This is a genomic window from Streptomyces sp. NPDC003027, from assembly GCF_053591435.1.
Map to the genome: position 1 here is coordinate 17,707 of NZ_JBSFTU010000063.1, position 11,472 is coordinate 29,178.

The window sequence follows — 11,472 nt, forward strand, 5'->3', positions numbered from 1 at the left end:
AGCCGCGTCGGGGCGCGAAGGGGCGGTCCTTCACGCGCAGCAGGAGCTGCCCGAGCGGGAGCCGCAGGCGTCGCCCCGCCGGGGGTCGGCACCGGCATCGGCGCCGGCCGCCGTGTGGGGGGTGGGTGCGCAGCAGCCCTTGCCGTGCCAGGCGTCGCGGCCTTCCTTGACGGCGACGGCGGCGATGACGAGGGCGGCGATCGGGTCGGCCCAGGACCAGCCGAGGGTGGCGTTGAGGATGAGGCCGACGAGGAGGACGGCGGAGAGGTAGGTGCACAGCAGGGTCTGCCGGGAGTCCGCGACCGCGCTGGCGGAGCCGAGTTCCTTCCCGGCGCGGCGCTGGGCCGCGGAGAGGAACGGCATGATCGCCAGGGACAGTGCGGCGAGCACGATGCCGGGGATGGAACGGTCGGCCGCACCGGTTCCGGCCAGCGCGCGGACGGCGTCGAGGCTCACGTAGGCGGCCAGCGCGAAGAAGGAGAAGGCGATGATCCGCAGGGTGGTCCTCTCCCGGGCTTCGCGCGCGGCATGGTCGCGGGCGGAGAACTGCCAGGCGACCGCGGTCGCGGAGGAGACCTCGATGACGGAGTCCAGGCCGAAGCCGACCAGCGCGGTGGAGGAGGCCAGGGTGCCGGCGGTGATCGCGACCACGGCCTCGATGACGTTGTAGGCGATGGTCGCGGCGACCAGCAGCCGTATCCGCCGGGTGAGCGTGTCGCGGCGGGCCGGGGACGGCCCGACCGATATCGCGGTCATCAGCAGCAGCCCTCTGTCGCGGCGTCCGGGCAGGTCTTGTCCGACTCGACGGCGATCACCGAGGTCAGCAGGTGGTCCAGGGCGTGACCGAGGCGGGCGTCGGCGAGTTCGTAGCGGGTGCGGCGGCCGTCGGGGACGGTCACGACGAGGCCGCAGTCGCGCAGGCAGGCGAGGTGGTTCGACAGTCTGGTGCGGGAGACGCCGAGCGCGTCGGCGAGGTCGGCCGGGTAGGCCGGCGCCTGGCGCAGGGCGAGCAGGATCCGGCAGCGGATCGGGTCGGCGAGCGCGCGGCCGAAGCGGGCCAGCACGTCGATGTCGGAGGCAGCGGTCAGCATGCCCCTGACCGTACATCGATCCCTGAATTCAGGAAAGCCTGTATTCAGGCTGTGCGGACCGCGGACCGGCCGGCCCCGTGCCGTGAGCCCTGGGCGACGATCGCCCAGGGCTCATCGCGTGGTCCGTCAGCGGCAGGCGGCCGTGTCGTCCGACGTGCCCGGGTACGCCGCGGCCCGCACCTGGCCGAAGTTGGTCACGAACGCGTCGTACACCGAAGCCGTCGTGATCCGCAGCATCGCCTCGTCGTTGTCGCGCAGCGCCGGACCGCTCCAGTTGTGGCTGCCGGTGAAGACCAGCTTCTCCCTCGCCCCCGCGTACATCCCGTCGATCATCAGGTTCTTGGAGTGCACGATGCGGTTCGGGGTGCCGGTGTCGGCGTCGTGGTTGTGCTGGTAGCAGCGGGTCGCGAGCCGGGTCTGGCCGTGCAGGGCGTTCCACGTACCGCTGTCGGTCTCGCTGTAGACGATGTCGACCGTGCACCCGGCCGCCGCGAGGGCCCGCAGCTTGTCGGCGACCGCCTGCCGGGTGATCTTCAGCATCGCCACACGGATCGCGGTGCGGTGGGTTCCGGTGGAGTCGCTCCAGGTGCAGCCCACGTTGTCCAGGGCGTTGACGACGGTGTCCGTGTCACCCGTGGTCCCGGCGCGCGGGAAGAAGTACACCTTGTGGTCACCCGCGCCGGCGTACGTGTACTCCCAGTTGGCCCGGTCCTGCTTCGCCAGCTCGGCGAAGTAGGAGGTGTAGGCCGAGTACAACGTGGAGTTGCCCGCGAAGGCGACCGAGCTGTTCCAGAAGCGGAGGTGGTTCGACGGCGTCAGGTTGGACGTCAGTTGCAGCACCGCCTGCGTCACCGCGCCGCCGCCGACGCTGCTGAACAGCAGGAACTTGTTGTGGTTGATCCCGCTCGTGCTCGATCCCAGGCACGACCGGCCTTTCGCGCACAGAGTGACGTACGAACTCCTGGTGATGTCCGTCCCGAGCGCCGCCTTGAGCGTGTGGTACGAGTCCGGGTTGCCGGCGGGGGCGCTGACGGTCGTCTCGTCGAGGACGACCTGGACGTCGACCCCCCGGGCGCTGTGGGCGTTCGCCAGGTCCTGGGCGACGGTGTTGTCCCACAGGTGGTACATCGCCATCCGGATGGTCGAACCGCTGTCGGCGGCGGCGATGAACGCGCGCACGCGGTTCCTGATGGCGTTCTGCCGGCCCGGATCGTCGGACGTCGGGTCGTTGAACACGGGCCCCATCGCTGGCACGGCGGCGGCGTCGGCCGGCGGCGCCTCGTCGGCGGTCGCGCTCTGCGCGGGACCGAGCACGCCCGCCGCCAGCGTCAGTGCCACCCCGGCCGCGTACGCGCGCCTGCGGATGCTGGAAAGCATGAATCCCCCCTCGGTGATCACCAGTTGCGGCCCTGACCCTAGCGTGAGCCGGTGCCGCGGACAGCGTGACCGGGGTGCGGGGGGCCAGGGCGCCTCGGTCAGGCGCCGACGTAGGCCGCGAGGTGCTCGCCGGTGAGGGTCGAGCGGGCGGTGACCAGGTCGGCGGGGGTGCCCTCGAAGACGATCCGGCCGCCGTCGTGGCCGGCGCCGGGGCCGAGGTCGATGATCCAGTCGGCGTGTGCCATGACCGCCTGGTGGTGTTCGACGACGATGACCGACTTGCCGGAGTCCACGAGCCGGTCGAGCAGACCGAGGAGCTGTTCGACATCGGCGAGGTGGAGACCGGTGGTGGGCTCGTCGAGGATGTAGACGCCGCCCTTGTCGGCCATGTGGGTGGCCAGCTTGAGCCGTTGCCGTTCGCCTCCGGACAGCGTGGTGAGCGGCTGGCCGAGGCTGACGTAGCCGAGCCCGACGTCGGCGAGCCGGCCGAGGATGCCGTGCGCGGCCGGTGTGCGCGCCTCGCCGGCGCCGAAGAACTCCTCGGCCTCGGTCACCGACATCGCGAGCACCTCGCTGATGTCGCGGCCGCCGAGGTGGTACTCGAGGACCGATGCCTGGAACCGCTTCCCCTCGCACTCCTCACAGGGGGTGGCGACGCCCGCCATCATCGCCAGGTCCATGTAGAGGACGCCCGCGCCGTTGCAGGTGGGGCAGGCGCCCTCGGAGTTGGCGCTGAACAGCGCCGGCTTCACACCGTTGGCCTTCGCGAACGCCTTGCGGATCGGGTCGAGCAGTCCGGTGTAGGTCGCCGGGTTGCTCCGCCTGGAGCCGCGGATCGGGGTCTGGTCGATCGACACCACGCCCTCGCCTGCGGGGATCGAACCGTGGACGAGCGAGCTCTTGCCGGAGCCGGCGACACCGGTGATGACGGTGAGCACCCCGAGCGGGATGTCGACGTCGACGTCGTGCAGGTTGTTCACCGTCGCGCCGCGGATCTCCAGCGTCCCGGTGGGCTCGCGCACCGTCTTCTTGAGGGCCGCCCGGTCGTCGAAATGGCGTCCGGTGACGGTGCCGCCCGTCCGCAGCCCCTCGACGGTGCCTTCGAAGCAGACGGTGCCTCCCGCCGTACCGGCGCCGGGGCCGAGGTCGACGATGTGGTCGGCGATCGCGATCGTCTCCGGCTTGTGCTCCACGACGAGCACCGTGTTGCCCTTGTCCCGCAGCCGCAGCAGCAGGTCGTTCATCCGCTGGATGTCGTGGGGGTGCAGACCGGTGGTGGGCTCGTCGAAGACATAGGTGACGTCGGTGAGCGAGGAGCCGAGGTGGCGGATCATCTTGACGCGCTGCGCCTCGCCGCCCGACAGCGTGCCCGCCGGGCGGTCGAGCGAGAGATAGCCGAGTCCGATCTCGACGAAGGAGTCGAGCGTCCGCCGCAGGGTGGCGAGCAGCGGCGCCACCGACGGCTCGTCGAGGCCGCGGACCCACTCGGCCAGGTCGCTGATCTGCATCGCGCAGGCGTCGGCGATGGTGGTCTCGCCGATCTTCACCGACCGGGCTTCCGCGCTCAGCCGGGTGCCCTCGCACTCGGGGCAGGTGGTGAAGGTGACCGCCCGGTCCACGAACGCCCGGATGTGCGGCTGCATCGCCTCCCGGTCCTTGGAGAGGAACGACTTCTTGAGCTTGGGGATCAGGCCCTCGTACGTGAGGTTGACTCCCTCGACCTTCACCTTGGTCGGCTCCCGGTGGAGGAAGTCCCGCATCTCCTTGGCGGTGTACTCGCGGATCGGCTTGTGCGGGTCGAGGAAGCCGGACTCGGCGTAGAGCCGCACCGTCCAGAAGCTGTCCGACTTCCAGCCGGGGATGGTGAACGCGCCCTCGGCGATCGACTTGGAGTCGTCGTACAGCTGGGTGAGGTCGATGTCGGAGACCGTGCCGCGGCCTTCGCAGCGCGGGCACATGCCGCCGGTGCGGGAGAAGGTCGCCTTCACGGTCTTCGCGGCACCGCGCTCGACGGTGATCGCCCCGCTCGCCCGGACCGAGGGGACGTTGAAGGCGAACGCGCTCGGCGGCCCGATGTGCGGCTTGCCGAGTCGGCTGAAGAGGATGCGCAGCAGGGCGTTGGCGTCGGTGGCGGTGCCGACCGTGGAGCGGGGGTCGGCGCCCATCCGCTGCTGGTCGACGGTGATCACGGTCGTGAGGCCGTCCAGGACGTCGACCTCGGGCCGCGCGAGCGTCGGCATGAAGCCCTGCAGGAAGGCGCTGTAGGTCTCGTTGATCAGCCGCTGCGACTCCGCGGCGATCGTGTCGAAGACCAGCGAGCTCTTGCCGGAGCCGGAGACGCCGGTGAAGACCGTCAGCCGCCGCTTCGGGATCTCGATGCTGACGTCCTTGAGGTTGTTCTCGCGCGCCCCGTGCACGCGGATCAGATCGTGGCTGTCCGCGGCGTGCGGCGCGGGCGGCCGGGGATCGGTCCTCTTGGCCCTGCTCATCGTGTCTCCCTCTCCTGGGCGTGGCGCCTTCGCGGTCGGTGTCCACGTCTGGCTGATCGGCGGTGTCGGGCGACCATACTGCGCGGTCGGACGGGACGGCGGAGGTTCTACTCAGGGTCGGCGCGGGGCGTTGCCGCGGGGGTGGCCTGGGACATGGCCGATCGCGCCAGCGCGGTGACGAGGTGCTCCAGCGCGGCGGTGGCGTCGGCGCCGGTGGCCGCGACCTCGGGCACGACGTCGACGGCGGAGCGGCGCAGTTCGACCCATCCGAGGTAGGCGGCGTAGGTGGTGACCGCGTGGCGCCGGGCCGGTGCGGGAGCCATGCCGAGGTCGGTGTAGAGGTCCGTGAGGTAGGCGATCCGCTGCTCGGTGACGCGGCGCAGGACCGGGGCGACGGCCGGGTGGTCGGCGTGGGCCACGATCGCGGGCTCCAGGCCGTCGATGTCCTCCTCTCCCAGCGCGGTGGTGAACAGGGCGGTCAGCCGCCGCAGCGGGTCGGTGATGTCGCCGAGTTCGGCGATCAGGGCTGCGGTGTGCTGCTGCTCCCACGTCTCCAGGGCGGCGGTCAGGAGTGCGTCGCGATGGCTGAAGTGCCAGTAGAAGCTTCCCCGGGTCGCCCCCAGCTCGCCCGCGAGTGCGTTGACCGATACGGCGCCGACTCCACCGCGTGCCATCGCGCGCAGCGCCGCGATCGACCAGTCCTGCGGGGTGAGTTGCCTTCGAGCCATGTCCGTACAGTACTGTACGGACACATCCATACAGGGGTGTACGGAGTGATGGGGTGAGCGGGATGACGCTGACGGGAATCACGGGTGGGGCGGCCGCGGTCGGCCTCGGCGCGGCGGGGGTGCTGCACGGGATCTGGACGGTCTCTCCCTGGCCGCTGACCGGCCGGGCGGAGTTCGCCCGTACGGTCGTCGGAGTCGCCGAAGCGGACCTGCCCTCGCCGGGGTTGACGGCGGCGGTCGCGGTGGCGCTCGGGGCGGCCTCCTACGCGGTCGCGGCCCAGGCCGATCTGGTCCCCCGGGTGGGGCCGCGGCGTCTGGTTCACCGGGGCGTGTGGGGTGTGGCGGGCGTGCTTCTTCTGCGAGGCGCGGCGGGCCTGGTGTCGTCCGGCCTGACCAGCCGGCCGAGCGAGTTCACCCGCTGGGACCTGGCGCTGTACTCCCCGCTCTCGCTGGCGCTGGGGGGACTGACGGCGCACGTCGCCGCCACCACGCGCCCTCCTCGCGACCCCGCCCGGTGCGCCGAGGTCACGCGGCCGGTGTCGCCCTCCCCCGCACCGGGCGCATGATGCGGACGGGCCGCGCCATCAGCTCCCGGACACCGCACGGATCGGGGCCGTCGTCGATGGCCCGGTTGGTTCCGCTCCTCGTGATCGGACTGACCGCGGTGCACTTCGCGGTCTTCCTGGCCGCCTCCACCACCTTCGGCGAGGTGGCCGGCGACGGATTCTGGAACGCCGTCACAGGGGACCCGCAGCGGGAGTTCGAGATGTGGTTCTTCCTGGCGGGGTTCGGTCTGCTGGCCCTCGGGACACTGAGCCGGCGCGTCGTGCGGGACACGGGCAGGCTGCCGGCGCAGCTGGGCTGGTACCTGCTCGCCATCGGAGTGCCGCTGCAGATCCTCTGTCCCGTCTCCGGCGCCCCGGGACTGATCGTGCTCGGGGTCCTGGCCCTGATCGCGGCCCGGCGGGACAGCGCCGCGCCGCGAGCCGGGGACATCCCACCGCGTTGAGGGAGGTGCCCGGAGCCGCGGCCGGCGGGAGGTGCCCGCCGGCCGCGGTCGTGCGGTGCGTCAGTGGGTTCTGATGCGGAGGAAGGTGATCGAGTGGGCGGGGAAGGTGTACGTGAACTCCGGGCCGGTCAGGGGGAGGTGCGTCGTGCGGGGGCGGACGGGGCGGTCGGTGGCGGTGTTCTCGGCGTCCGGGGGCGCCTCGACGGTGGTCACCGTGGCCCGGGGACCGGTCCTGGTGTCCTGCCCGAGGTCGATCCGGGTCCGGGCCGTGTGCTCCTGGGCGTTGACGACCTTGACGATCAGCTCGCCGGTCCCGGTGTCCCGGGTGACGACCTGCCGGAAGGGCTCGGCGGCCTTGTCGTCGGTGAAGCGGGCCCATTCACGGCCGTCCAGGAGGAGCGTGACCTGGCGGCCGCGGACCTGGATGTTCACGTCGTAGGTGCGGCCCGTCTCGATCCGGGTGCCGTCCTGGACCAGGGTCTGCTTGCCGCCGCCGGTGGCCTTCTCCACGGCTGAGGCCGTGTTGTTCCAGCCGCCGAGGTTCCACCAGTAGTGGTTGCCGGTGTCCCGGACGCCGAAGGCGATCAGGAAGCCTTCCGCGCCCGCCTTCTTCGTGGCCTTGACCTTGAGGTCGTAGTTCTGCCAGCCGGGGTCGCCCGCGGTGACCATGGTGTCGGTGGCGGCCGTGTCGGTCTGGACGAGCGCTCCGTCCTCCACGGCCCAGGCGCCCCTGCCGGTGACGTGGGTCCAGGCGTCGCGGCCCGCGGAGAAGTCGTCGCGCAGCAGGGTCGTGCCGTCGGCGGCGGTCACCTCGACGTCGTCGTACGCGGCGCTCGTGGCCCAGGTGGACAGTCCCACGGCGCCGGTGATCGGGCCGCTGACGACGGGGGTCCCGGACGCGCGGCTGGGCACGACATGGTCGCCGGGGTTGTTCATGAAGAGCTTCTGCACTTCGTAGTTGGCGCTGCCCCATGACCGGGTGTTGTCGAACCAGATCATGTCCGGCTGCCACTGCGGCTGGTCGGTGCGGGCGAGCAGCGGGGCGTACGAGGCGAGCTTGACGATGTCCGCGTTGCGTTCGAGGCCGGTCATGAAGGCGGCCTCGGCGAGGGCGTTGGAGAAGCGGTTGCCGAGGGAGGCGTACTCGCCGAGGAAGACCTTCGGGCCGCCGCGGTCGTACGAGTCGTAGCGTTCGTTGTTCTCCAGGAACCACTGCGGGCTGTTGTAGTAGTGCTCGTCGACCATGGCCACGCCGCCGGACCGGTTGAGCTCCCAGGCACGCTCGAAGACGGGACCGGCGTCGTCGGGACCGGAGTTGCTGATCACCGTGATCTCCGGGTGGCGCTCTTCGATGGCGTCCCGGAACCGGGTGAAGCGGGCGAAGAACGCGTCGGGCAGGTTCTCCTCGTTGCCTACCTCGAGGTGGGTGAGGCCGAAGGGCTTCGGGTGGCCCATCTCGGCGCGCTTGCGTCCCCACGTGGAGGTGACGGGACCGTTGGCGAACTCGATGAGGTCCAGGGTGTCCTGGATGTGCCGGCGCAGCAGGGCCGGGTCGTCGGTGGCCTTGTTCTGTCCGCAGCCGGTCACGAGCGCCGGGACGACCGGCAGGGGCATGGCACCGATGTCCTCGGCGAACTGGAAGTACTCGAAGTAGCCGAGGCCGTAGGTCTGGTGGTAGCCCCAGAAGTTGGCGTTGGCCGCCCGCTGTTCGACGGGGCCGACGGTGTCCTTCCACTGGTACGAGCGGGCGCGTTCGTAGTGGGGTGCCTCGTAGCCCTGGTGGCTGCCGGTGTTGACGAGGCAGCCGCCGGGGAAGCGCAGGAAGCCGGGGCGCAGGGCCTCGATCTTCTCGGCCAGGTCCTTGCGCAGGCCGTTGGGCCGTCCCTTGTAGGTGTCCCTCGGGAAGAGGGAGACCATGTCGAGCCGGAGGGTGCCGGAGCCGCCGGCCGTGACGGAGAGCCGGGCGGCGGCGCTGCTGCCGCGCGCGGTGAGGCTCCCGGTGTACTTCGTCCACCGGTCGCCGCGAACGGTGAGGGTCAGCGGCGCGGACAGCGCGGTGCCGGCGTCGTCCCGCAGGGCAACAGTGAGCGGGGTGCCGGCCGGCTGGTCCGTGCGGGCCCAGACGGAGAAGTCGTGACGCTTGCCGGAGCCGACGGCGATGCCGGCGGCGAAGCCGCTGTTGACGACGCCGTACCGGCCGTCCGGCCCGCCCTTCCCGTCGAGTCGCAGACGCAGATGCCGGCGGTTGCGTTCGTCGAGTCGCCCGGCGTCGTCGATCACCTCGGCCGCGCCTCCGGCGCCGCCGGAAGCGGTGAGGGTCCATGCCGTCATCGGGTGGTAGGCGGGGTTGTCCACCCGGTCGAACTCGAAGGAGCGGTTCTGGACGAGTTCGGCGTACAGTCCGCCGTCGGCCGCGTTGTTGATGTCCTCGTAGAAGACTCCGTACATCGTCGGGTCGATGGCGGGTCCCGTGCGGGACGCGTCGACGTCGAGTGTGTAGTCCACCCCCGCGGACGCCGATGTGCTCCGTGCGTCGGCGGGCCCGGTGAGGCAGGCGCCGGCGAGGAGCAGACCGGCGAGGAGGGTGACCCCTGTTCTCGCTCGTGGCATGGCTGTTCCCGTTCCCTTCGGCTCTGGCGATCAGTGACTGCGCGTACGGAGGTGGTACGGGTCGGGGGCGGCCCGGTGCCGGGCCGCCTTCTCAGGCCTCGCGGCGGCCGTCGACGCGGCGGGGCAGGCCCAGCGGGTTGGCGTCGCGCAGCTCGGCGGGCAGCAGCGCCTCGGGGGTGTTCTGGTAGACGACGGGGCGCAGCCAGCGCTCGACGGCGGTGGAGCCGACGGAGGTGGCGGTGGAGGTGGTGGCCGGGTAGGGGCCGCCGTGGTGCTGGGCGGGCGCGACGGCGACGCCGGTGGGCCAGGCGTCGACGAGGACGCGGCCGGCGAGGGGCACCAGGGCCTCCAGGAGGCGGGCGCCGTCCCCCCGGCCCGCCTTCTCCTCCGAGGAGAGGTGGACGGTGGCGGTGAGGTTGCCGGGCAGGCGGGCCAGGACGGCGTGCGCCTCGTCGTCGTTCTCGTAGCGGGCGACGACCGTGACGGGGCCGAAGCACTCCTCCAGGAGCAGGTCGTGGTCGCCCTCCTCGGCCAGGGCGGCGGCGGGCACGGTGAGGACGCCCGCCCGGACCGTACGGTCGGACGCGGCGCCGGCGGGGACGGGCGCCGACACGCCGGGCAGTCCGGTGCGCGCGGTGACCCCCTCGACGAAGTTCCCGTGCATGCGGTGGTCGAGGAGGACTCCCGGACCGGTGGCCGCCACGGACTCCTCCAGTGACTTGAGCAGGCGGTCGCCGCCGGGGTTCGCCGGGACGAGCACCAGGCCCGGCTTCACGCAGAACTGGCCGGCGCCGAGCGTCATGGAGCCGGCCAGGCCGGCGCCCAGCTCCTCGGCCCGCTCCCCGGCCGCCGCCTCGGTGATCACGACCGGGTTGAGGGAGCCGAGTTCGCCGTGGAAGGGGATGGGCACGGGGCGCGCCGCGGCCGCGTCGAACAGCGCCCTTCCGCCGCGTACGGAGCCGGTGAAGCCCGCCGCCGCGACCAGCGGGTGGCGGACCAACCGGACGCCGGCGTCGAAGCCGTGCACCAGGCCGATCGCCTCGGCCGGCACTCCCTGGCCGCGGGCGGCCTCGCGCAGCAGCCGGGCGGCGAGTTCCGAGGTGGCCGGGTGGTCGGGGTGCGCCTTGATCACCACGGGGCAGCCGGCCGCGAGCGCACTGGCGGTGTCGCCGCCCGGCACGGAGAAGGCGAAGGGGAAGTTGGACGCGGCGTACACCGCCACGACACCGAGCGGCACCTTGTACCGGCGCAGGTCCGGTACGGGCGGCGTCACCGTGTCGTCGGGGTGGTCGATGATCACGTCGAGGAAGGCGCCCTCGTCGACGAGGTCCGCGAAGCCGCGCAACTGGTGGCAGCTCCGGGCGAGTTCTCCCCGGAGCCGGGCGGGGCCGAGGGCCGTCTCCGCGTCCGCCGCCGCCACCAGCGCGTCGGCCTCCCGCTCCAGCAGCGCGGCGGCGTCGCGCAGCAGGGCCGCTCGCACCGTACGGTCGGCCAGCGCGGGCATCGAGGCGGCGGCTCCCCGTACCGCCGCGTCCAGCTCCTCGGGCGACGCCTCCAGCGCCACCCGCGCCTGCCGCTCCCCGGTGCGGGGATCGATGCTCCAGACCGGTGCTGTCGTCATCCCGCCCTCCTCACTGTTCGTCATATCGAACATCGTTCTCAATGTCGGCCGTGGCAGGCTAGGCGCCTCTCTCGGCGCGGTCAAGAGGCGCCCGAGGCCCCCGAACACCCCGTTCTTTTCGACCCGTTGACACCGACCGGCCACGCTTCGTACTGTCGCGGCAAGATTTCGAACGTTGGTCGATATACCGAACATGAGGAGTCTCCACCGTGCGGATCACGGGAATCACCACACATGTCGTCGGAACACCCTGGCGGAACCTGACCTACGTCCAGGTCCACACCGACGAGGGCCTCACCGGAGTCGGCGAGACCCGGATGCTCGGACACACCGACGCCCTCCTGGGCTACCTCCGCGAAGCCGAGACCAACCACATCACCGGCTCCGACCCCTTCGCCGTCGAAGACCTCGTCCGCCGCATGAAGTACGGCGACTACGGACGCGCCGGCGAAATCGTCATGTCCGGCATCGCCGTCATCGAAATGGCCTGCTGGGACATCAAGGGCAAAGCCCTCGGCGTCCCCGTCTGGCAACTCCTCGGCGGAAA

9 protein-coding genes and 1 pseudogene are annotated in these 11,472 nt (G+C 71.7%); 3 read left to right on the forward strand and 7 right to left on the reverse strand.

The features are described 5' to 3' along the window. Positions 1 to 30 precede the first annotated feature (30 nt). From ACWDX6_RS29000 to ACWDX6_RS29020, 5 genes are all read right to left on the reverse strand, one after another. Positions 31 to 756: a cation transporter gene (locus ACWDX6_RS29000; RefSeq protein ID WP_451487843.1), complete on the reverse strand. Its 726-nt coding sequence runs from the start codon at positions 754 to 756 to the stop codon at positions 31 to 33. Continuing rightward, on the reverse strand, positions 756 to 1,091 hold the full coding sequence (locus ACWDX6_RS29005) for an ArsR/SmtB family transcription factor (RefSeq protein ID WP_451487844.1): 336 nt from the start codon (positions 1,089 to 1,091) through the stop codon (positions 756 to 758). The genes ACWDX6_RS29000 and ACWDX6_RS29005 overlap by 1 nt, the downstream gene beginning before the upstream one ends. Positions 1,092 to 1,217: 126 nt before the next feature. Then, on the reverse strand, positions 1,218 to 2,468 hold the full coding sequence (locus tag ACWDX6_RS29010; RefSeq protein ID WP_451487845.1) for a phospholipase D-like domain-containing protein: 1,251 nt from the start codon (positions 2,466 to 2,468) through the stop codon (positions 1,218 to 1,220). A gap of 98 nt (positions 2,469 to 2,566) precedes the next feature. Continuing rightward, positions 2,567 to 4,957 (reverse strand): ATP-binding cassette domain-containing protein, encoded by a 2,391-nt coding sequence (locus ACWDX6_RS29015; RefSeq protein ID WP_451487846.1) that lies wholly within the window; start codon positions 4,955 to 4,957, stop codon positions 2,567 to 2,569. 107 nt (positions 4,958 to 5,064) lie between these two features. Next, on the reverse strand, positions 5,065 to 5,685 hold the full coding sequence (locus ACWDX6_RS29020) for a TetR/AcrR family transcriptional regulator (protein ID WP_451487847.1): 621 nt from the start codon (positions 5,683 to 5,685) through the stop codon (positions 5,065 to 5,067). A 62-nt stretch (positions 5,686 to 5,747) separates the two neighbouring features. Here ACWDX6_RS29020 and ACWDX6_RS29025 point away from each other — a divergent pair, with 62 nt between their 5' ends. Next, positions 5,748 to 6,251, forward strand: coding sequence for a DUF3995 domain-containing protein (locus tag ACWDX6_RS29025; RefSeq protein WP_451487848.1), 504 nt, complete (start codon positions 5,748 to 5,750; stop codon positions 6,249 to 6,251). Between the two features lie 56 nt (positions 6,252 to 6,307). Next, positions 6,308 to 6,694 (forward strand): DUF6463 family protein, encoded by a 387-nt coding sequence (locus tag ACWDX6_RS29030; protein WP_451487849.1) that lies wholly within the window; start codon positions 6,308 to 6,310, stop codon positions 6,692 to 6,694. Positions 6,695 to 6,754: 60 nt separating this feature from the next. Here ACWDX6_RS29030 and ACWDX6_RS29035 read toward each other — a convergent pair whose 3' ends face one another. Next, positions 6,755 to 9,304 (reverse strand): alpha-L-arabinofuranosidase C-terminal domain-containing protein, encoded by a 2,550-nt coding sequence (locus ACWDX6_RS29035; RefSeq protein WP_451487850.1) that lies wholly within the window; start codon positions 9,302 to 9,304, stop codon positions 6,755 to 6,757. A gap of 91 nt (positions 9,305 to 9,395) precedes the next feature. Continuing rightward, complete coding sequence (locus ACWDX6_RS29040; RefSeq protein ID WP_451487851.1) at positions 9,396 to 10,925, reverse strand: aldehyde dehydrogenase (NADP(+)); 1,530 nt, start codon at positions 10,923 to 10,925, stop codon at positions 9,396 to 9,398. 209 nt (positions 10,926 to 11,134) lie between these two features. On the opposite strand from ACWDX6_RS29040, the pseudogene ACWDX6_RS29045 reads away from it, so the two are divergent. Then, positions 11,135 to 11,472 (forward strand): annotated as a pseudogene (locus ACWDX6_RS29045) (mandelate racemase/muconate lactonizing enzyme family protein); the annotation flags it as partial.